We start from the raw sequence: 21,048 nt of genomic DNA on the forward strand, positions 1-21,048 counted from the left end.
GCCGTCTCATCCCTTCACGGCGCCGCCGAGCCCCGCGCTCCGCAGGAACAGGCCCTGGAACACCAGGAAGAGCACGATCGGGATGAGCGTCGAGATGGCCAGGGCGGCCAGGTACACATCCAGCTGGATCGCCGCCTGCAGCGTGGGCAGCCGCACCGACAGCGGTTGGATGGCCGGGTCGCGCAGCACGAGCAGCGGCCAGAGGTAGTCCTTCCACGCCGCGATGATCGCGAACACGGACACCACACCCAGGATCGGCTTCGACATCGGCAGCACGATCGACCAGAACAGCCGGAAAGGCCCCGCCCCGTCGGTCCGCGCCGCCTCGAAGATCTCCCGCGGCAGGTTGTCGAAGAACCGCTTCACCAGCACGACGTTGAAGGCGCTGGCACCGGCCGGCAGCCACACCGCCCAGAACGTGTTGATCAGCGACTGGCCGAGCAGCGGCGGGTTCAGGATGGTCAGGTACAACGGCACGAGCAGCACCACCGACGGCACGAACAGCGTGGTCAGGATGAGGCCGTACAGCACCTTCCCGTACTTCGGCCGGAGCACGCTCAGCGCATACCCGGCCGTCGTCGCCACCAGGATCTGCGCCGCCCACGAACCGGCCGCGACCCAGATCGTGTTCATGAACTGCACGTCGATGTGGACCGTCGACCACGCGGTCGACAGATTCGCCCAGTCCACCCCGTTCGGAAACAGCGCCATCGGCGTGCGGAGGGTGTCCTCCGTCGGCGTGATCGCCGACTTCGCGAGCCAGAGCAGCGGCCCGAGTCCGACGATCACGAGGACGACGAGCAGAGCCCCGTGGATGACGCGCGCACTCCACCGCACACCGGGTTTCCGGCGGTCGGAGATCGAGAGGATGCCGCGGTCGCCCGCCTCCTCCCGCTCACGTCGTCGGGTCCGCTGCCTTCTCTCCGGCTCGTGGGGAGCCGGCGCGAGGAGCTCCTGCGCGTTGGCCGCCGCCTCGCGCGGCAGCTCGGTCGAGGTCGTCAATTCTGGCTCCAGGACTTGGTGAGGCGGAAGTACACGAGGGACAGCACGGCGAGGAACGCCGCCAGCATCAGACTGAGCGCGGTGGCGGCGCCGTAGTCGCCGCCGAGCGAGTTCTGGAACGCGTACCGGTAGATGAGCAGCAGGATGGTGACGGTCGAGTCGACCGGGCCGCCGCCGGTGAAGAGGAACGGTTCGAGGAACACCTGCGCCGTGCCGATGATCTGCAGGATGAGCGTGATCAGCAGGACGCTGCGCAGCTGCGGCAGCGTGACGTGCCAGATCTTGCGCCAGATGCCCGCACCGTCGACCTCGGCCGCGTCGTACAGCTCCGGCGCCACTCCGGTGATCGCGGCCAGGTAGATGATGATCGTTCCGCCCGCCGCGGCCCAGGTCGCCTCGACGACGAGAGACGGCATCGCCTGCGTCGCCGACTGGATCCACGGCTGCGGCGGGATCCCGACCCAGCCGAGGATCGTGTTGAACACGCCATCCGGGCGGGCGTCGTAGAAGAACTTCCACAGCAGCACCGCCACCACCGGCGGTACGACCACGGGCAGGTACGCGAGCGCGCTGTACAGGCCTTTCGCGCGCTTCACCTCGCTCATCAGCACCGCCGCGATGAGCGGGATGGGGTACCCGAGCAGCAGCGCGAGGAAGGCGAACCAGGCGGTGTTGCCGACCGCCGTCCAGAACAGCGGATCGTTCACCACCTGCACGAAGTTGTCCCAGCCGACCCAGGTGGGCGCGCTCACCAGATTGGTGTGCTGGAAGCTCATGACGACGCTCCGCACGATGGGCCACCAGGAGAAGATGCCGAAGATCAGGAGCATCGGCAGCAGGAACAGCAGGGAGCTGAGGCCCCCGCCGCGCACCCAGGTCAGAAGTGTGCGGCGGGGACGGCTCAGCTGTCGATCGTGTGTTGTCACTTGTCTGTGTTCGTCACTTGTTCGTGTTCGTCACTTGTCTGCGTCGACGAGCTTCTGGATGTCGCTGTCGACCTTCTTCAGCAGCTGGTCGATGTTCGCGTTCTTGTCCGTCAGCACGGCCTGGACGACGGAGTCGAGCGCGCCGTACAGCTCCTGCGTGTGCTTGTTCGGCTCGGGGACCAGGCTGGCGTCGAAGATCTTGTCGGTGAACGGCGCCACGTTCACCTGCGGCACGTTGATCTCGCCCTTGATCCACTCCATGTTCTGGTCGTAGGTCGCCTTGTCGAAGACCGGCAGGGTGGGAACGCCGACCGGCTGGTTGGACTTGACGAGCACCTTCGCGTCGGCGATCGCCTGATCCTTGTCGAGCAGCTTCTGCATGTAGTAGAAGTCGATCCACTTCACCGCGGCCTCCTTCTGGGCCTGCGACGACTTGGGGCTGACGGCCGCGACGTTGCCGCCGACGAGCACGCCGGCGTCACTGTTCGACGAGTCGATCGGCAGCATCGTCAGTCCGTAGTTCGCCGGGTCGACGTTGTTCTGCTGCACCAGTGAGGTGAGCACATCGGATCCGGACGGGTACATGGCGATCTGCCCGGCGCCGAACGCCTGGTTGATGCCGCTCCAGTCGAGCAGGAAGTTGCTGCCGACGGAGTTGTCCTCCCAGCGGAGGTCGTGCAGCCACTGCAGCGCCTCCTTGGTGACCGGGTTGTCGGTGGTGACCTTCGTCTTCCCGCCGTCGGTGGTCTCCATCCGGCCGCCGCGGGCGTACACGGTCGTCGTCAGCTCCCATCCGCCGGTGTTGCCCTGCGTCATCTGCATGTAGCCGGCGACACCGGGCACCTTCTCGGAGATGGTCTTGGCGGCCGAACGCACCTCGTCCCAGGTCGTCGGCGGCTTGTCCGGGTCGAGCCCGGCCTTCTGGAAGATCTCGCGGTTGTACGACAGCCCCATGGCGTACGGGCCGTACGGGATGCCGTAGATCTTGTCTCCGGACTTCGCCACCGCGAGCACGTTCTCGTTGAACTTGTCCGCGTACGGCAGCTTCTTCACCTCTGCTGTGATGTCGGCGAGCTGACCCGCCTGGAGCAGTGACTGGGAGTCGGTGAACGGAACGTTGAAGACGTCCGGGAGGGTGCCGCCGGCGAGCTGGGTCGCGAAAGTCGGCCCCGTCCACTGGTACTCCTCGGACTTGATGTCGATGTTCGGGTTGGCCTTCTCGAACTCCTTGACCCGGTCGTCGAAGGCCGTGAACGCGGCCTTGTCGCTGCCCGGGATGAGGCTGGCGACGGTGATGTGGACCTTCCCGTCGCCGGAGTCGCCGCCGGATGACGAGCATCCGGCAAGGAGCCCCGCTCCGGCGAGGGTGACCGCGGCGACCGCCGTGATCCTGAGTGATGACTTCATTGTCTGGACCCTTTCGAGTGATGGTGCAGTGCGTGGATGGTGCGTTCAGGTGGTGAGGTGTCCCGTCGGCCGGTGCTGCGTCCGCAGCCAGACCGTCGAGTCGGGTGGCAGCTTCCCGTCGACGAGCGGACGGCTGCTGAGGAGGATCGCCTGGTGCTCCGGGAGGTCGACCGGAGCGGCGGAGAGATTGGTGACGCTCGCGAACGCGGCGCCGCGAGCGAAGGCCAGCACACCGTCCGGCGCATCCAGCCAGGTCAGCGGTCCGTCGCCGAGGCCGGGCTCTGCGCGGCGGATCCGGAGCGCCTGCCGGTAGAGCCACAGCATGGAGGTGGGGTCGCTCTGCTGCGCCTGCACGGTGAGCGCGGCCCAGCCGGCCGGCTGCGGAAGCCACGGCTCGGCGTCGGCGCCCTCGGGGCTGAAGCCGAACGGCGGCTGCGTCCCCCGCCACGGGAGCGGGACCCGGCAGCCGTCGCGGCCGGGATCGACGCCGCCGGAGCGCTCGTGCATCGGGTCCTCGCGGAGCTCGTCGGGAAGGTCTTCGACCTCCGGCAGCCCCAGCTCGTCGCCCTGGTAGATGTACAGCGAACCGGGCAGCGCGGCCGTGAGGAGCGCCGCGGCGCGTGCCCGGCGCGTCCCGAGGGCGAGGTCGGTCGGGGTGCCTTTGCGCTTGGTGGCGAAGGCGAACGAGGAGTCCTCGCGACCGTATCGGGTCACCGCCCGGGTGACGTCGTGGTTCGAGAGGACCCACGTGCTGGGAGCGCCGACCGGCGCGTGCGCCGCGAGCGTCTCGTCGATGGATGCGCGCAACTCCACCGCATCCCAGGGCCGGGCCAGGAAGTCGAAGTTGAACGCGGTGTGCAGCTCGTCCGGTCGGAGGTACAGCGCGAACCGCTCGATGTCGGGCAGCCAGATCTCGCCCACCAGCACCCGGGTTCCCGGATACCCGTCGGCGAGGGCGCGCCAGCCGCGATAGATGTCGTGGAGCTCGTCGCGGTCCTGGTTGGGGTGCTCCCCCGCCCCGGGATGCTCGGGCACCTCGGGCAGCGCCGGATCCTTCACGAGCAGGGCGGCCGAGTCGATCCGCACTCCGGCGACGCCGCGGTCGAACCAGAACCGCAGGATGTCCTCGTGCTCGCGCCGAACATCCGGATGGTCCCAGTTGAGGTCCGGCTGCTGCGGGCTGAACAGGTGCAGGTACCACTCGCCGGGCGTCCCGTCGGGGTTCGTCGTGCGCGTCCAGGTGTCTCCTGAGAAGTTCGACGGCCACGATGTCGGCATCTGCGAGCCGTCGTCGCCGCGGCCGGGCCGGAACCAGAAGCGTTCGCGCTCGGGCGATCCCGGGCCGGCGGCGAGGGCTTCCTGGAACCAGCGGTGCCGGTCGGAGACGTGGTTCGGTACGACGTCGATGATGGTGCGGATGCCGAGGGCGAGCGCTTCGCCGATCAGCGCCTCGGCCTCGGCCAGGTCGCCGAAAGCCGGGTGGATGCGGCGGTAGTCCGCGACGTCGTAGCCGCCGTCGGCGAGCGGCGAGTCGTACCAGGGCGTGAACCAGAGCGCGTCGACGCCGAGGTCGGCGAGGTACGGCAGGTGCTGCCGCACGCCGGCGAGGTCGCCGACGCCGTCGCCGTTCCCGTCCGCGAAGCTGCGCGGATAGATCTGGTAGATCACCGCGCTGCGCCACCACTGCGGGTCGTCGGACGGCGGTGTGGATGCGGCACGCGCCGTCGCACCGGCGCTCGCCGGCTGCGGAGCGGCGACGGGTGCGGCGGTGCCGCCGTCCATCACGGTGAGATCCACGCTGAGCCCTTCGGTCATCTGTCGTCGCGACGGACACCGCGGCGCCGTCGTCGTTCACCGAAATGTAGCTAGTTCGACAGATTGACGCAAGAAGTCAACAATACGTAATTCATTTGCGCACTTTTGCGTGCGCTTGCGGCTCAGCTCGCGTGCGGAGCGGGCCCGGTGGAACCACGCACCACCAGTTCCGGCTCGAAGAACAGCTCGTCCCGGATGGCCGAATCGCTGGAGATCTGACGGAGCAGGAGCTCGATGATCGTGCGTCCCATCGGCTCGATCGGCTGCCGGATCGTGGTCAGCGGAGGCTCGGTGCAGTTCATCAGCGCGGAGTCGTCGTAGCCGACGACGGAGACGTCGCGCGGCACCGAGAGCCCGGCCCGCCGGACGGCCCGGATCGCCCCGAGCGCCATCGGGTCGCTCGCGCACACGATCGCCGTGACGCCGGCGGCGAGCAGCCGGGTCGCCGCCGCCTGGCCCGCCTCGAGGGAGTAGAGCGAGTGCACGACGAGGGACTCATCCAGTTCGTCGCCCCATTCCGCCGTGACCCGGCGGGCCGCCGCGAGTTTACGCTGCGACGGGATGTGGTCGCGCGGCCCCAGCAGCAGCCCGATCCGCTCGTGGCCGAGCGACCGCAGGTGCGTCAGCGCCTGGGTCGTGGCCACCGTGTCGTCGCAGGAGACCGTGGCGAACCCGAGCGAGTCGACGGGTGCGTTCACGAGGACGGTCGGGAGGTGCAGGTCGGTCAGCCGGCCGTAGTGACTGTGATCCGCATCCTGCTGGGCATAGGCGCCGCCGACGAAGACCACGCCGGAGACCTGCTGCTGCAGCAGGAGCTCGACATAGTCGGCCTCCGAGATGCCGCCGGCGGTCTGCGTGCAGAGCACCGGGGTGTAGCCGTTCTGCGCGAGCGCTCCCCCGATGATCTCCGCGAAGGCGGGGAAGATCGGGTTCTGCAGTTCGGGGAGCACGAGCCCCACGAGCCGCGCGCGCTCTCCGCGCAGCTTGGTCGGCCGCTCGTAGCCCAGCACATCCAGGGCGGTCAGCACCGCCTGACGGGTGGCGTCCGACACTCCCGGCTTGTCGTTGAGGACGCGGCTGACCGTGGCCTCGCTGACACCGACCTTGCGCGCCACTTCGGCGAGTCGTTTCGACATGACCACAGTGTACGCAAATCCTTGCAGATCAACGCAAGTAGTTTGCAGTCCGGCCCCGGGATACGATGACGGCATGGCGAAGAAGGTGCTCTCCCTCCTGCTCGCCAGTCACCCAGGGCCCACCGTCGTGGTCACGGTGATCGCGACGCTGCTCGGCGTCGGCCTCGGCTATCCACCCGGCCGGCTCGTGATCCTCGCTCTGGCCGTGCTCTTCGGCCAGCTGTCCATCGGCTGGTGCAACGACTGGTTGGATGCGGCCCGCGACCGCGCGGTGGAGCGCAGCGACAAGCCGGCGGCGCGCGGAGACGTTTCGGTCCCGACCGTCCGCGTCGCCGCCTTCGTGGCGCTGGCGGCGGCGATCCTGCTGACGATCCCGCTCGGGCCGGGGGCGCTTATCGCCCACGTGGTCGCCATCGCCGGCGGCTGGGCGTACAACCTGGGGCTGAAGGCGACCGTCTTCTCGTTCGTCCCGTTCGCGGTGTCGTTCGGTGTGCTGCCCGCCATCGCCACCCTGGGTCAGGAGCAGCCCGCACTGCCGCAGTGGTGGGTGTTCGCCGCGGGCGCTCTGCTCGGCGTCGCCGCTCACGTCACCAATGTGCTCCCGGATCTGGAGGATGACGCGCGCACCGGCATCAGCGGGCTCCCGCACCGGCTGGGCGCGCGGCTCAGCGGCCTGCTCGCTTTCGCGGCGCTCGCGATCGCGACTCTGCTCATCACGTTCGGCCCGGGCCTCCCTGTCCGCCCGCTCTTCATCGTCGGCCTGGTGATCGGCCTCGCGGCGACAGCGACCGGCGTTATCCTGCTGTTCCGCCGGAGTCCGACGCGCCTCCTCATGCAGCTGATCATGACGTGCGCCATCGTGGACGTCGCCATGCTCGCGCTGACGGGTCAGTCCGTCACTGTCTGAATCTTGTCGGCGACCGGAGCCTTGTTGCGGATGCCGATCGCCGACACCACGCCGCCGACAAGCAGCAGCGCGGCCGCGGCGATCATGGCGCGATGGAGTCCCTCGGTGTCGAGCGTGCCGCCGATAATCATGCCGGCGGCGGCGACCGCCAGCAGTCCGGCGATGCGCGACACGGCGTTGTTGACGGCCGACGCGATGCCCGCCTGCTCCGGGTGGATGGCGCCCAGGATCGCGCTCGTCAGCGGCGCGACGGTGATCGACAGGCCGACGCCGAACAGCAGGACCGCGGGCAGCAGAGTCGTCCAGTAGTCGACGCCGGTCCCCATCATCAGCAGCCAGAGGAAGCCCGCGGAGGCGATCATGGGCCCGACCGCCATGAACAGCCGGGGCCCGTAGCGTCCGGCGAGCCCGCCGAACAGGCCGGAGAGAAGCAGCATGCACAGCGTGGACGGGATGAACACGAACCCGGCGGCGATCGCCGAGAACCCGGCCACCTGCTGCAGGTACAGCGTGACGATCAGGGGGCCGAACGAGAGCGCCCCGTAAACGAAGAACGTCGAGACGTTGCCGACCCAGAAATTATGGACGCTGAACAGCCCGAGCGGCAGCATCGGCTGCTTCACGCGCGTCTCCACGATGAAGAACGCCACCAGGCTGAGGATGCCGACCACGAGCGGGATCCATACGCGCGGATTGCCCCAGCCATACGTCCCCTGCTCGATCAGGGCGAACACGGTCCCGGCGAGACCGACGGATCCGAGGATCGCACCGGCGTAGTCGACGCGGCCGCCCATCCCCTTGTCCTCGCCCTTCAGGGTCATCATGAGGATCAGCGTGATCGCGATCGGGATCACGTTGATGACGAACACCCACCGCCACGACAGCGTGTCGACGAAGATGCCCCCGACCACCGGGCCGGCGATCATGGCGACGCCGGTCCACGCCGTCCAGCGGCCGATCGCCTTGGCCTGGGCCGGCCCATCGAAGCGGGAGATGATGATCGCGAGCGAGCTGGGCACCAGCAGCGCCCCGGCGACGCCCTGCAGCGCGCGGGCGATCACAAGGAACACCCCGGTCGGCGCGAACGCACACATCAGCGACGTGATGCCGAATCCGATCAGTCCCGCGTAGAGCACGCGCTTGCGGCCGAACACGTCGGACAGCGACCCGGCGATGAGGATGAGCGAGCCGAGCGTGACGAGGTAGCCGTCGACCACCCACTGCTGCAGCGGGAGCCCTCCGCCGAGCTCCCGCGAGATCGCCGGGAGCGCGACGTTGATGACTGCGCCGTCGAGGAAGGCTACGAAGCTCGCGAGGATCGCGATGACGAGCACTCTCAGCTGGAGCGACGACATCCGCTCGATCCGCACGTTGGTCATGGACTCATTCAACGTGGTCGCCGCGATCTCGGCAACATGCCCCGATCGCCCCGTGTCGGAACCGGAGGTGAATGCGGCCGCTCGCCGCCGCATCCCCTCCGTTTCCCGTCGACACGCCGTCGCAGCCCGCCGAATTCCTCCCTATTCGTCACGCAGCGACGCGCGCGATGAACGGAGGAGATACCGACCGGATCCCCGGCGTTTCGCCACGAACGGAGGTGGATGCGCGCCCGCGGAGCGCGCAGCTCCTCCGTTCCGCGCACCGAGACGCGGCTAGTTGTTGCCCTTCGTGCAGGTCTGCTGCGCCGCGGTCTGGCCGGTGATCGTCGACGGCAGCTCGACCGCTCCGCCGGCCGACGGATCCGTCGTCGCGGGCGCGGCCGGCGTCGCGGGCGCGGCCGGCGTCGCGGGCGACGGCTCGCCACCCGGTTCCGGCGCGGGCGACGCGGTCGCCGTCGGGTCCTCGGCTGCTCGGCCGGTCGAGCCGGTCAGCTTCACCGGCTGGTCGTTCACGAGGGCCTCGTTGAGCGCGTCCGCCGCCGACTCCTGCGGAACCACGCGGTTGGGGTTGTCCGGGTCGGTCACCGCCGGGTACTGCACGAACACCATGTTCTGGAGTCCCGTGTCCTTAAGCGCCAGCGCGATCTGCACCAGCGTCGTCGGGTTCGTCAGGGTGTCCGACGGGGTGATGTTGTTCACGGCCGCCTTCGCCAGCGCGTACAGCTGCACCGGGTTCGAGAGCACCCCGCCGTCGACGACCTTGCGGGCGAGGGCCGACAGGAACACCTGCTGGTTGGAGATGCGGCCGAGGTCGCTGCCGTCGCCGACCCCGTGGCGGCTGCGCAGGAACGAGAGCGCCACATCCCCGACGATCGTGTTCTCGCCGGCGGGGAGGTCGAGCGGCGGGTTCGTGTAGTCGTCGGTGACGGGCGAGGCGAGGCAGACGGTGACGCCGCCGACCGCGTCCGACATGGCGCTGACGCCGTTGAAGTTGATCACCGCCGCGAAGGGGATGCTCAACCCGGTCATCTTCGACACCGTCGCCACCACGCAGTTGAGACCGCCGCGGGACAGCGCCGTGTTGAACTGCGCGTACGAGCTGCCGTCGATCGTCCCGCCCTTCGGGTCCGGGCAGTCCGGGATGGGCACCATCAGGTCGCGCGGGAAGCTGACGACCATCATGCTCTTGTGGTCCTGGGCGATGTGCAGCAGCATCGTGACGTCGTTGTTGCCCGCGCCGCTGCTGGCGTCCTGCTCGTCCTCGCTGTTGTAGATGCCGCCCAGATCGCTGCGGCTGTCCGTGCCGGCGAGGAGCAGGTTGACTCCGCCGGGGAGCGCGCCGACGTTCGGGATGTCCTGCGGGATGGGAGTCTGCCCGGGCAGCGCCTGCAGGTGGACGCCGGTCTTGATGGAGTGAGCCACATCCCACACCGCGTACGCGGCGACGGAGCCGATGCTGACGAACGCGACGACGAGCGCACCCGCGAGGAGCTTGAGCGCTGCGATCGCCGCACGCCGTCGCGGCAGCCGACCGTGACGGACACCCTCCGGCCCCCGGGCGCGCTGATGCCGTCGCGGCAGATCGGTCATCGGCATCCCTCGGTTCGGCGGACGTTGCTGAAATCCTAGCGACCCTCCCTTTCCGCGTGCTGCGAGGCGCGCATACGGGATGAGGACGTTCACATGGCCGCAGGCGGTGAGGGGTTCCCGCCACCCCGCGGCGGCGCAGGCGTTCCGTTGAGTGTTCTCCCCGATGCCAGGGGCGACCGGCCGGCGTCACCATCGACTCGCGACGGCCGCTCGACCGCCGAGTACCGCCCGGAACCACGGAGACCACCCCAGGAGCACCCATGACCATCGCCGAACACCGCCACGACGCCGACAGCGCCCGTGCCGAGGACATCCGCCCGTTCACCTACACCGCCACCGACGAGGAGCTCGACGACCTCCGACGGCGGATCCTCGCGACCCGCTGGCCGGAGCGCGAGACCGTCGACGACAGCTCGCAGGGCGTTCAGCTCGACGTCATGCGCGCCCTCGCCGAATACTGGGCCGACCAGCACGACTGGCGCGCGGTCGAGGCGCGGCTGGCCGAGATCCCGCAGTTCGTGACGGAGATCGACGGCCTCGACATCCACTTCCTGCACATCCGCTCGCCGCACCCGGATGCCCTCCCGATGATCGTCACGCACGGCTGGCCGGGCTCCGTCATCGAGCAGCTGAAGATCATCGGCCCGCTCACCGACCCGACCGCCTACGGGGCCGAAGCCTCCGACGCCTTCGATCTCGTCATCCCGTCGCTTCCCGGCCACGGCTTCTCGGGCAAGCCGGATGCGACCGGGTGGGACCCGATCCGCATCGCCCGGGCGTGGGCAGAGCTGATGCGGCGGCTCGGCTACGACCGCTACGTCGCCCAGGGCGGCGACTGGGGCAACGCCGTCACCGAGCAGCTGGCCCTGCTCGCCCCTCCGGGGCTCATCGGCATCCACACCAACATGGCCGCGACCATCCCGCCCGCCATCCAGGAGGCGTTGGATGCGCACGAGGAGCCGCCCGCCGACCTCGACCCCGAGGAGCGCGGGGCGTGGGACCAGCTCGCGTTCTTCTATGCCCACGGTCTGGCCTACGCGCAGGAAATGGGCAACCGCCCGCAGACGCTCTACGGGATCGCCGACTCCCCCGTCGGGCTGGCCGCGTGGATGCTCGACCACGACGCCCGCAGCTACGACCTCATCGCCCGGGTCTTCGCCGGTGGCTCGGAGGGGCTGACGCGCGACGACATCCTCGACAACGTCACGCTGTACTGGCTGACGAACACCGCGGTGTCCTCAGCCCGGCTCTACTGGGAGAGCAAGCTCGCGTTCTTCGCGCCGAAGGGGGTCACCCTCCCGGTCGGCGTGAGCGTGTTCCCGGATGAGATCTACGCCGCACCACGGAGCTGGGCGACCGCCGCCTACCCGAACCTCATCCACTTCAACCGCCTCGACCGCGGCGGGCACTTCGCCGCATGGGAGCAGCCGGAGCTGTTCTCGCAGGAGCTGCGCGCCACATTCCGGTCTCTCCGCTGAGCACCGTCGGGGGCAGGATCGGATCAGCCGACGGGAGCGCGACGATGGCGGGAATCGACGGGACATCCGAAACCGACGGGATGGACGCGGTGCGGCAGGTGGACGCCGGCGAGCTGAACATCGGGTACACCGACAGCGGGCCGGCCGACGGACCACCGGTGCTGCTGCTGCACGGCTGGCCGTACGACATCCACAGCTTCGAGGGGGTCGTGCCCGCACTCGCGGGCGCCGGCTTCCGCGTCGTCGTGCCGTTCCTCCGCGGCTACGGCACGACGGCCTTCCGCGACCCCGGCGCCCTGCGGAGCGGTCAGCCGGCCGCGCTCGCCGCCGACGCGATCGCCCTGCTGGATGCGCTGGGCATCGAACAGGCGCTGGTCGGCGGCTGCGACTGGGGCGCCCGGACGACGAACATCCTCGCCGCCCTGTGGCCGGAGCGTGTGCGCGGGCAGGTGACCGCGAGCGGGTATCTCGTCGCAGGACAGGCCGCCAACGCGAACCCGCTGCACCCGGTGGACGAGCTGACGTGGTGGTACCAGTTCTACTTCGCCACCGAGCGCGGCCGGGCCGGCTACGACCGGTACCGCGACGAGTTCGCGCGCCTGATCTGGCGCACGGCGTCCCCGCGCTGGGACTTCGACGACGCCACCTTCGAGCGCAGCAGGCCGGCGTTCGACAATCCCGATCACGTCGACATCGTCATCCACAACTACCGGTGGAGGCTGGGGCTGGCCGACGGCGACCCCCGCCTCGACGAGGTGGAGGCCCGCATCGCGGCGCGTCCGGCGATCCCGGTCCCAGCGATCACTCTGGAGGGCGACGCGAACGGCGCCTTCCACCTCGATCCAGCCGCCTATCGCGACCGCTTCACCGGACCGTACGAGCATCGGCTCATCACCGGCGGTGTCGGGCACAACCTGGCGCAGGAGGCGCCGCGCGCGTTCGCCGACGCCGTCCTGGACGTCGCGCGGATGGCCGACGAGGCCGCCACCCGAGCGGAGAACGACCGTGTCGGCTGACGACGACCGCGAGCGCGGCCTGTTCCGCACCATCGCGCACCGGCTCGCGGGCGACGAGGAGCCGCTCCCCGACGAGGGCCGGCTCCCACCGTTCGCCCGCGCCACCGGCTGGCTCAACTCCGAGCCGCTGACGCCCGAAGGCCTGCGCGGCCGCGTCGTCCTCGTCGGCTTCTGGACCTACACCTGTGTCAACTGGCTCCGCACGCTCCCGTACCTGCGCGCCTGGCACGAGAAGTACGCCGCCGACGGGCTCACCGTCATCGGAGTCCACACGCCCGAGTTCGGGTTCGAGCACGACCGCGCCAACGTGATCGAACGCACCCGTGCCCTCGGCGTCGAGTATCCGGTCGCGGTGGACGACGACTACGGCGTCTGGGACGACTTCGCCAACCACTACTGGCCGGCCGTCTACCTGGCCGACGCCGACGGGCGGCTGCGGTTCCACCACTTCGGCGAGGGCGAGTACCAGCGCACCGAGATGATGATCCAGCGGCTTCTGACGGCGGCCGGCGCCCGCGACCTGGATCTGAACCTCGTGATGGTCGAGCCGCACGGACTGGAGGTGGCGGCGGACTGGCGCGACCTCCGCTCGCCCGAGACCTACCTCGGCTACGGCCAGAGCAGTGGCTTCGTCTCCGAGTCGGCCGACCGCTACGACCGGAGCGAGTCCTACGACGGCACCCGCGCTCTGCCCCTGAACGGCTGGGACCTGACGGGCCGGTGGACGCATGCACGGCACGCGGCCGTGCTCGACGAGCCCGGCGGCAGCGTCGCGTTCGCCTTCCACGCACGTGACGCGAATCTCGTGATGGGACCGACCCCGGCCGGCACCCACATCCCGTTCCGTGTGCTTCTCGACGGCCGGCCGCCCGGCGACGCGCACGGCACGGATGTCGACGCCGACGGTCGCGGCGTGGTCGACCGCCAGGACACCTTCCAGCTGATCCGGCAGCAGGGCCGCGTACAGGATGCGGTGCTCCAGCTGGAGTTCGACCGCCCGGGGCTCGAAGCGTACTGCTTCACCTTCGGGTGATCCGCGCTCGGCTGACTCCCGGTCAGACGACCCCGTGCCGGAGCGCGAACGCCGTCGCCTCGCTGCGCCGACCGACCCCGATCTTGCGGTACAGACTCGTGATGTGGCGCTCGACCGTCCGGTCGCTCAGCCACATCACACCGGCGATCTCCTTGTTGCTCAACCCCTGCGCGAGAAGGCCGAGCACCTCGAGTTCGCGGCGGGTCAGCGTCTCGTCGAGCGGTGCCGTGTCGTCGGCCGCCGAGCCGCGCACAGGAGCCGGATCCAGAGGTGAGCCGCGCAACGCTACGACCGCCCGCTCCCCCGCATCCGGTGCCGAGAGAGGATGCGTCCCAGCGGCACCGAGCGACACGTTCGGGTCGTCCGCCTCCTTCGCCGCCTGACGGACCCGGCGCGTCGCCTCCGTCAGTGCCGGGCCCAGGTCGTCGAGGAGCGCGTGCAGGGCCTGCGTCTGACGATCGCGCTCCCGCTCGGCCGCCCGGCGGGCATCCTGCTCAGCCGCCAGGCGCCGTGCCGTGTGGAGGGCGATCGCCGCCTGCCCGACCGCGACCCGCAGCAGGTGCGTCTCCCGCTCGGTCGGGAAGTCGGCCCGGGATGCCGCCACCAGCACGCGCGCCGACTCCCACGGCAGCGCCAGGCTGAGCCCGGCGACCCGGGTGATCCGTCCGGTCGTCGCCCCACCCACTTCGGCCGTCCGCACGGCGGCTGTCGCGAAACCGGTCGGACCCGGCTCCGTGCCGCCGGAGTCCGGGAACGCGCGACCGGACCGCAGCGCCTCCACCAGGGAGTCCGGCGCAGGCGCCCCGGACGGACGCCAGGCCTCGAGCCGCTCCTCACCGCCGGGGATCTCGAACCGGGCGAAACCCGCCTCCAGCCGCAGGACCCCGGCCAGGACGCTCAGCAGGCCGTCCGCGATCTCGGCGGGACTGTGATCCACCCACAGCGACGGCAGCGCGAGCATCGCCCCGAGATCACGCATCCACCCCCGATCGTCGGGTTCGAGGGCGGGTGCGAGAGCGGGCTCGGGGGCGGGGCCGTCAGCCACGGGCGCTCCGTTCCTGCAAGAACTCCTCCGGCGGTACGAAGAACGGATTCTCCTGCAGCAACCCGCCGATGAGGACCATCGGATGCGTGCGCAGGATGTCGATGATGAAGGCGCCGTCGAAGCGGGACGTGTCGTAGGCGCAGATGACCACGTGCTGGTGGCGGGAGTGCAGGAAGTTCGCCCGCGCCTCGAACTCGATCAGGTCGTCCGCGACCCCGTCCCGGTCGACCGCCCACCCCATGTCGGCGAGCAGCCGGATGCGCGGGCGGGGCGACCTGCCGAGCATCGCATCCAACTGGTCCAGCATGTCTGCCTGGTCGAAGTCCCCGCTGCGCAGGTAGGTCTCGGCCCAGGTCCGCACCTCGCAACGCCTCTCCTCGAGGAGCGCGCCCGTGTCGAACCCCAGGCGACGGAGACGGCGGAGCGGAGCACCGGGCGTCGCGGTGTCCACCAGGTACAGGAGGCGGTCGCCCGCATCCACGCCGTCCTGGAGGAACGGATCGAGCACGGCGTCGGCCTCCGCCTGCCCGTTCACGAAGGCGCAGACATGGCGGTAGCGGTCGAGCACCCCGCCGGCGAAGGTGACAGGGCCCGTTGCGCCTGGGATCTCGGCTGCCATCCACGACTCCCGTTCCGTGCGGGAGGATAGCCCAGCGATGACGCGACGCACAACGGGCACCGACCGTTCCGCGCACCCCGCCTTGCGGCTACGCTCGCCTCATGACGAACAAGACCCCGCGCGAAGAAGAGATCCAGAAGGAGCAGGAGGCGAAGGACGCCGAGAAGGAGCGTCTGGAGCAGGAGGAGGAGCGCCGCCTGCACTGAGGCTCAGCCTCCTTCTGCAGGGTTGCGCGCATCCCGCCACATCGTGGTGACGGCGGCCCCGTCGATGACGGACGTGAAGCCGCCGACCGTCCGGAAGCCCGCGCGCTCATACCGGTGGTCGTTGGCCGGATTCGTCGATTCGAGGTACGCCGGCAGCCCGTCCGCATCGAATCGGGCGAGATCCTCGGCGAGAAGCCGCTGACCGATCCCGCGCCCGCGATGAGCGGGATGCGTGGCCAGCAGGCTCAGGTACATGTGCGGTTCGCCGTGCGGGTGCGTCTCGTCGAACCGCTGCCACAGCCGCCGGTACGCCTCGAAGCGCTCGGGCGTGAGCGTGCGCGCCATCAGGGCGTCCACCTCCGCCTCCTGCTGCTCGGTGAGTTCGTCGACCCCGGGCGGTAGCCAGACGGCGACGGTCGCTGCCTCGCCCGAGGGGCCCTGCTGCATGGACACCGTTCGATGGCCGATGGCGCCCTCGACGAAGTACCGCCAGAACCGCTCCAGGTGCGCGGTTCCGCCGTCCGGCGCCGCAAGAGCTGGCCCCCACACCGGGTCGTCACGGAAAGCCAGGGCGATCGTCGTCGTGATGGCGTCCGCGTCGGCCGGGCCGGCGATCCGAGTGTCCATGGATGCGACTGTACTTCCCAGAATCACTGTTGGCATGTATAGTCGTGAATCCTGCGCCGACCGGCGCAGGCAGCCCACGCTGAAGAACGCCGAACGGAAGGACACCGGGATGCTCAGCCTGCAGTACCCGAAGCGCGAACAGCGCACCTTCCGCGCGCTCGAGCGCCCGCGGGGTCTGTAGCACCGCACCTTCCGGTGTGTCGCAGCCCCGCCGTTCGAGGTCCGGGGCTGACCTCCTCCTTCGCATCTCATCGGGGAACGGCCGTCCCGGCCGCACCCCGATGAGAAACGAAAGGATCATGGAAAGAATCTCGAACCGCCTGCTGAGCTGGGCCTCCCTGCTGGAGGACTCCACGCGCGAGCAGGCGGTCACCACCTCGCGGATGCCGTTCATCCACCCGCACCTCGCCCTCATGCCGGACGCCCACCTGGGCCTCGGCGCCACGGTCGGGTCGGTCATCCCGACCCTCGGCGCCGTCATGCCCGCGGCCGTCGGCGTGGACATCGGATGCGGGATGATCGCCGTGCGGACGCAGTTCACCCGCGACGACGTGGCGGCCTCCTCTGCTCCGCTCTCGGAGCTGCGCACCCAGATCGAGCGCGCCATCCCGCTGTCCGCCGGCGCCCGCAACCGGAAGATCGTCGCGACCGCGGAGCCGCGCATCCAGGAGCTGACAGAGCTGGCCGAGCAGGCCGGCTTCGATCCGTCGACGCACCTGCGCGACTGGGAGCGCCAGCTGGGGTCGCTCGGCTCCGGCAACCACTTCATCGAGGTCAGCCTCGACGAAGAGGACGTGGTGTGGCTGTTCCTGCACTCCGGCTCCCGTGGCGTCGGCAACCGGATCGCCGGTCACCACATCAAGGTCGCGCAGGCGCTGATGGAGAAGTGGTGGATCGAACTGCCCGACAAGGACCTCGCCTACCTGGTCGAGGGCACGCCGGAGTTCGACGAGTACATCGCGCAGCTGCGGTGGGCCCAGCACTTCGCGCTGCTGAACCGTGAGGAGATGATGGACCGTGTGGTGCGTCAGACGTCGGAGTGGTTCGGCGTGGACGTGATCGAGTCGGAGCGCATCAACTGCCACCACAACTTCACACAGAAGGAGAACCACTTCGGCAAGGACGTCTGGGTGTCGCGGAAGGGCGCCATCTCGGCGCGCGTCGGCCAGGCGGGCCTGATCCCCGGTTCGATGGGGACGGCGTCGTACGTGGTCTCCGGGCTCGGCAACCCGCTCGCGCTGCACTCCTCGCCGCACGGCGCCGGACGCCAGTTCTCACGGACGGCCGCGCGCAAGCGGTTCACCATCGAGGAGCTGCGTGAGGCGATGACCGGGATCGAGTTCCGTGACACGGAGGCGTTCCTGGACGAGATCCCGCAGGCGTACAAGCCGATCGACCAGGTGATGGCCGACGCGGCCGACCTCGTCGAGATCCGCCACACGCTTCACCAGCTCGTCAACGTGAAGGGCGACTGACCGCCAGCGGCCAGACGCCGACCATAACAGCGCAGAAGGCCGGCCCTTTCGGGCCGGCCTTCTGTCATCTTCGGTGGATCTGAGGGGACTCGAACCCCTGACCCCCTGCATGCCATGCAGGTGCGCTACCAGCTGCGCCACAGACCCAGAGTGTGCGCCGTTCGGGCCTTTCGGACCTCCCGGAACAACTCATTCAGACTACTACATCGCGCCCGCCAGAAAAAACTGAGCGCCGCTCGTGTCAGTCGAACAGCTCGCTGAGCCAGTTCTCCTTCTTCTTCTTGTAGGGGCGCTGGCCCTGCTGGTCGTAGCGCGGGTCGCTGTAGCGCTGGTCGCCGTACCGGGGCTCGCGGTACTGCGGCTCCGCGTACGGCTGCGGCGCGGCGTACTGCGGCGGCACTGGCCGCGGGGCGGCCTGGGGGCCGGGCGCGGCCGGAGCCGAGGTCCCGGCGCGGTCGATGATCTTGTCGAGCTCTCCACGATCGAGCCAGACTCCCCGGCACTCCGGGCAGTAGTCGATCTCGATGCCGTGGCGTTCGCTCATGACCAGGGTCGCGTTGTCGTTGGGACACTTCATGTGCCCATCCAAGCGGCCCTTCATGAGAGGCCTCTCAGGTGAACCCGACAGAACGCTGGGAGCCGGGTGCGCGGCGCTCTACTCGGCGTTCTCGTGGACGGGCAGCTCGATCGGGATCGTCGGGCAGTCCTTCCAGAGGCGCTCGAGCGCGTAGTACATGCGGTCCTCTTCGTGGAAGACGTGCACGACGAGGTCGCCGAAGTCGAGGAGCACCCAGCGGCCCTCCCCCTTGCCCTCACGGCGCAGCGTCTTCACTCCGGCCTCGTTGAGGCGGTCCTCCACCTCGGAGGCGATGGCGACGACGTTGCGCTCGACGCGTCCGCTGACCAGCAGGAACGCATCCGTCAGCGGCAGCGGGCCCGACACGTCGAGGGCCACGAGGTCCTGTCCGCCCTTCGAGTCGGCGGCGGCGGCAGCTACCTGCAGAATCTCCCGGGCGTGCTGGGATGCGGTCACGGAAGGTCCTCCGGTCGTGGGGTCGCGGTCGGTGCGAGAAGAGTGGCGCAGGTGCGGATGATCAGAACACCTTCAGCACGTAGGCGGCCACGAGCAGCGCGGTGACGCTCACCGCCAAGACGCCGGCCGTGACCATGAGGATCACCGGCAGCGTGTTGCCGCGCTTCTTCGGCGGGGCGATGACGCCCCGGGTGGAGGTGTGGGTGCTGATGGCGCGCGACGCGCGGACCGGCTGCACCTCCGAGGTGTTGAACTCGTTCTCCTCGCCGTCGAGCAGACGGTCGAGGTCCGAGGAGTCGATGCGGTCGGGGTGGGCGCCGGTGGCTCCCATCCCGCGCGGCAGGTCGATCGAGCCGGTGACCAGGATCTCCCCCGTGCTCGTCAGCGGCGCGCGGGTATCCGGCTGCGGGATGACGGGCAGGATGAGCGCATTGGTCGTCGTCGCGGCGGTCGACTGGGCGACGTTGCGCGAGATGATCGGCTGGTTCTGGTCGTCCAGTTCGGCGGCCGTCGACCAGTGCCCGGTCGGCGGGGTGAACGGCCGGCGCTCCTGTGCGGCGGTCTCGCCGGGCTCCTCATTCTTCGCCGGGGCGGGCGCGGACGGGGCCTCGACAGCCGGGGCGTCGACCTTCGGCTCCGCAGTGCCGAAGGCGGCGAAGGGAGAGGTGGAGCTCTGGGTGACCGTGGTCTCGGACTGGCCGGAACGGGATGCGGTCGGCGCTGACGATGGAGTCAGCGGGGCGAACGGCCAGGCCGACTTCTCGCTGGTCGGGGCGGGCGTCGCGGGATCGGCTGCGAGCGGATCGGCGGCGGGAGCAGCAGCAGCGGCCTGCGGAGCCGACGAGCCGGACTCCGCTGCCCCTTCCTTGGCGCCGGACTCTTCGGGACCGGACGTGAAGGACACGGGGAAGACCTGCTCCCCCGCGGCCGGCGCGTGATTGGCCTGGGCGTTGGCCTCCTGCGCCTGCAGCATCGCGCGGAGCTCGCGGCGCGTCAGAGTGCGCTCCGACCCGGCGTTCGCTGAAGCCGGCGGGGTGGACGCGGGCGCCGCGGACGCCGTGGTCGGCTGAAGGATGGCCATCGGCTGCGTGACGGGCTCGGGCTGCGAGGTGTCCGGACCCTGACGGAACAGGTCGAAGGCGTCACGCGAGGGCGACGAGACGCCGGGCTCGGCGAACGCGCTGGCCGGAATGGCCGGACGCTCCGGCTGGGCCGGCGCCTGCTCGGCCTTCGCGGCGGCGGGCTCGGCCTGCTTCGACTCGGCCTGCGGCTTCTCGGCGGCCTGCGCCTCAGCCTGCGGCTTCTCGCCCTGCTGCGCCGTGTCGGCCGCGGCAGCATCCTCTTCGGGCGCGCGCGGGGGCACGGTGGTGGTCATCTCGGGGATCTGTCCGCCGGGGGTCGGCTCAGCGGTTCCGGCACGTCGGGAGGCGGAGCGCTCGAACTCCCTCGCCTGTCGCCGCGTCTGCGGCTGGCCCGTCGGCGGCTGTTCAGGCCACGATGTCATGCCACGCTCCGATACAGATGGTGTTTGGAGATGTATTGAACAACCCCGTCCGGTACCAGGTACCACACCGGGAATCCCCTGCTCACCCGGCTCCGGCAATCGGTCGACGAGATCGCCAGGGCCGGAACTTCCAACAAGCTTACGTCTTGCTCCGGCAATCCAGAAATACTCAAGTCATGTCCCGGGCGACTCACAGCCACGAAGTGCGCGAGCTCCCAGAGCTCCGCGACGTCGCGCCAGCTGAGGATCTGCGCGATGGCGTCGGCGCCCGTGATGAAGAACAGCTCGGCGTCCGGCCGCTCCTCGTGGAGGTCACGCAGGGTGTCGATGGTGTAGGTCGGACCGACCCGGTCGATGTCGACCCGGCTCACGGTGAACCGCGGATTGGATGCGGTCGCGATGACCGTCATCAGGTAACGGTGCTCCGGCGGGGTGACGGCGCCCTTCTGCCAGGGCTGACCGGTCGGGACGAAGATGACCTCGTCGAGGTCGAACGACTGGGCCACTTCGCTGGCGGCCACCAGGTGGCCGTGGTGGATGGGGTCGAAAGTGCCGCCCATCACACCGATCCGCGGCCGGCCCGTCTCCTTCAGCTCCATGCCCGGATCGGCTCAGTGCCCCTGGGTCGGGTGGCCGGTGCCGTGGTGCGTGGCACCCGGAGCGCCCGCGTGGGCGGCGGCGTCGGGGGCGGAGCGGTGGCTGTGCCGGTTGGCGACATCCTTGAAGCTCCAGGCGACGAAGGCGAGGGCGATGAAGAGGACGATGGCGATAGCGCCGAACGCCCAGGTGGGCATCGGCAGTTCGACGTGGGTCTCCGCCTCGGCGAGGACGGTCGTCAGGAATGACATCG

General features: G+C 69.8%; 21 protein-coding genes and 1 tRNA gene. 6 read left to right on the forward strand and 16 right to left on the reverse strand.

From position 1 onward, the window contains the following. Positions 1–6 precede the first annotated feature (6 nt). From ABIC47_RS14850 to ABIC47_RS14870, 5 genes are all read right to left on the reverse strand, one after another. On the reverse strand, positions 7–1,002 hold the full coding sequence (locus tag ABIC47_RS14850; protein WP_354481481.1) for a carbohydrate ABC transporter permease: 996 nt from the start codon (positions 1,000–1,002) through the stop codon (positions 7–9). Continuing rightward, on the reverse strand, positions 999–1,928 hold the full coding sequence (locus ABIC47_RS14855; protein ID WP_354481483.1) for a carbohydrate ABC transporter permease: 930 nt from the start codon (positions 1,926–1,928) through the stop codon (positions 999–1,001). Before ABIC47_RS14855 ends, ABIC47_RS14850 begins: the two co-directional genes overlap by 4 nt. A 30-nt stretch (positions 1,929–1,958) precedes the next feature. Further along, entirely contained in the window at positions 1,959–3,335 is a 1,377-nt protein-coding gene (locus tag ABIC47_RS14860; RefSeq protein ID WP_354481486.1) for an ABC transporter substrate-binding protein, read from the reverse strand. Between the two features lie 45 nt (positions 3,336–3,380). Next, positions 3,381–5,150, reverse strand: coding sequence for a glycoside hydrolase family 13 protein (locus ABIC47_RS14865; RefSeq protein ID WP_354481489.1), 1,770 nt, complete (start codon positions 5,148–5,150; stop codon positions 3,381–3,383). Positions 5,151–5,272: 122 nt separating this feature from the next. Beyond that, positions 5,273–6,286 (reverse strand): LacI family DNA-binding transcriptional regulator, encoded by a 1,014-nt coding sequence (locus ABIC47_RS14870; RefSeq protein WP_029042779.1) that lies wholly within the window; start codon positions 6,284–6,286, stop codon positions 5,273–5,275. Positions 6,287–6,359: 73 nt separating this feature from the next. On the opposite strand from ABIC47_RS14870, the gene ABIC47_RS14875 reads away from it, so the two are divergent. Next, on the forward strand, positions 6,360–7,193 hold the full coding sequence (locus ABIC47_RS14875) for a UbiA family prenyltransferase (RefSeq protein WP_354481491.1): 834 nt from the start codon (positions 6,360–6,362) through the stop codon (positions 7,191–7,193). Here the strand turns inward: ABIC47_RS14875 and ABIC47_RS14880 are convergent. After that, positions 7,175–8,572 carry an MFS transporter gene (locus ABIC47_RS14880; protein ID WP_354481493.1) on the reverse strand — a complete coding sequence of 466 codons (1,398 nt, stop codon included), beginning with the start codon at positions 8,570–8,572 and terminating at the stop codon, positions 7,175–7,177. The genes ABIC47_RS14875 and ABIC47_RS14880 overlap by 19 nt on opposite strands. Before the next feature lie 273 nt (positions 8,573–8,845). Beyond that, positions 8,846–10,162, reverse strand: a complete 1,317-nt coding sequence (locus ABIC47_RS14885) for an LCP family protein (RefSeq protein WP_354481496.1) — start codon at positions 10,160–10,162, stop codon at positions 8,846–8,848. Positions 10,163–10,422: 260 nt separating this feature from the next. Here ABIC47_RS14885 and ABIC47_RS14890 point away from each other — a divergent pair, with 260 nt between their 5' ends. Genes ABIC47_RS14890 through ABIC47_RS14900 form a run of 3 tightly spaced genes read left to right on the forward strand, consistent with a single transcriptional unit; the run spans position 10,423 to position 13,689 of the window. Further along, positions 10,423–11,640, forward strand: a complete 1,218-nt coding sequence (locus ABIC47_RS14890) for an epoxide hydrolase family protein (RefSeq protein ID WP_354481499.1) — start codon at positions 10,423–10,425, stop codon at positions 11,638–11,640. A gap of 44 nt (positions 11,641–11,684) precedes the next feature. Next, entirely contained in the window at positions 11,685–12,656 is a 972-nt protein-coding gene (locus tag ABIC47_RS14895) for an alpha/beta fold hydrolase (protein WP_354481502.1), read from the forward strand. Then, on the forward strand, positions 12,646–13,689 hold the full coding sequence (locus ABIC47_RS14900) for a redoxin domain-containing protein (RefSeq protein ID WP_354481505.1): 1,044 nt from the start codon (positions 12,646–12,648) through the stop codon (positions 13,687–13,689). Before ABIC47_RS14895 ends, ABIC47_RS14900 begins: the two co-directional genes overlap by 11 nt. A 22-nt stretch (positions 13,690–13,711) precedes the next feature. On the opposite strand, the gene ABIC47_RS14905 is transcribed toward ABIC47_RS14900, so the two are convergent. The 3 genes from ABIC47_RS14905 to ABIC47_RS14915 form a co-directional block, all read right to left on the reverse strand. Continuing rightward, positions 13,712–14,734, reverse strand: a complete 1,023-nt coding sequence (locus ABIC47_RS14905; RefSeq protein ID WP_354481508.1) for a helix-turn-helix transcriptional regulator — start codon at positions 14,732–14,734, stop codon at positions 13,712–13,714. Continuing rightward, positions 14,727–15,353, reverse strand: coding sequence for an MEDS domain-containing protein (locus ABIC47_RS14910; RefSeq protein ID WP_354481510.1), 627 nt, complete (start codon positions 15,351–15,353; stop codon positions 14,727–14,729). The genes ABIC47_RS14905 and ABIC47_RS14910 overlap by 8 nt, the downstream gene beginning before the upstream one ends. Before the next feature lie 209 nt (positions 15,354–15,562). After that, a complete protein-coding gene (locus tag ABIC47_RS14915) occupies positions 15,563–16,186 on the reverse strand; it encodes a GNAT family N-acetyltransferase (RefSeq protein WP_354481513.1) in 624 nt (207 codons plus the stop codon). Positions 16,187–16,220: 34 nt separating this feature from the next. On the opposite strand from ABIC47_RS14915, the gene ABIC47_RS14920 reads away from it, so the two are divergent. Further along, positions 16,221–16,367, forward strand: coding sequence for a hypothetical protein (locus ABIC47_RS14920; protein ID WP_020074891.1), 147 nt, complete (start codon positions 16,221–16,223; stop codon positions 16,365–16,367). A 118-nt stretch (positions 16,368–16,485) separates the two neighbouring features. After that, a complete protein-coding gene (locus ABIC47_RS14925; protein WP_354481516.1) occupies positions 16,486–17,661 on the forward strand; it encodes an RtcB family protein in 1,176 nt (391 codons plus the stop codon). Between the two features lie 74 nt (positions 17,662–17,735). Here ABIC47_RS14925 and ABIC47_RS14930 read toward each other — a convergent pair. From ABIC47_RS14930 to ABIC47_RS14955, 6 genes are all read right to left on the reverse strand, one after another. Then, positions 17,736–17,808: transfer RNA gene (locus tag ABIC47_RS14930), tRNA-Ala, on the reverse strand. Positions 17,809–17,902: 94 nt separating this feature from the next. Beyond that, positions 17,903–18,238 (reverse strand): TFIIB-type zinc ribbon-containing protein, encoded by a 336-nt coding sequence (locus ABIC47_RS14935; protein ID WP_354481518.1) that lies wholly within the window; start codon positions 18,236–18,238, stop codon positions 17,903–17,905. A gap of 78 nt (positions 18,239–18,316) precedes the next feature. Further along, positions 18,317–18,694: a ribosome silencing factor gene (gene rsfS, locus ABIC47_RS14940; protein WP_018190821.1), complete on the reverse strand. Its 378-nt coding sequence runs from the start codon at positions 18,692–18,694 to the stop codon at positions 18,317–18,319. Positions 18,695–18,755: 61 nt separating this feature from the next. Then, entirely contained in the window at positions 18,756–20,198 is a 1,443-nt protein-coding gene (locus ABIC47_RS14945) for a hypothetical protein (protein WP_354481521.1), read from the reverse strand. Beyond that, positions 20,195–20,797 (reverse strand): nicotinate-nucleotide adenylyltransferase, encoded by a 603-nt coding sequence (gene nadD / locus ABIC47_RS14950; RefSeq protein ID WP_354481523.1) that lies wholly within the window; start codon positions 20,795–20,797, stop codon positions 20,195–20,197. Before nadD ends, ABIC47_RS14945 begins: the two co-directional genes overlap by 4 nt. Before the next feature lie 12 nt (positions 20,798–20,809). Continuing rightward, on the reverse strand, positions 20,810–21,046 hold the full coding sequence (locus ABIC47_RS14955; protein ID WP_018190819.1) for a hypothetical protein: 237 nt from the start codon (positions 21,044–21,046) through the stop codon (positions 20,810–20,812). Between the last annotated feature and the right edge of the window lie 2 nt (positions 21,047–21,048).

It is taken from the genome of Leifsonia sp. 563 (assembly GCF_040545055.1).
Lineage (GTDB): Bacteria > Actinomycetota > Actinomycetes > Actinomycetales > Microbacteriaceae > Leifsonia.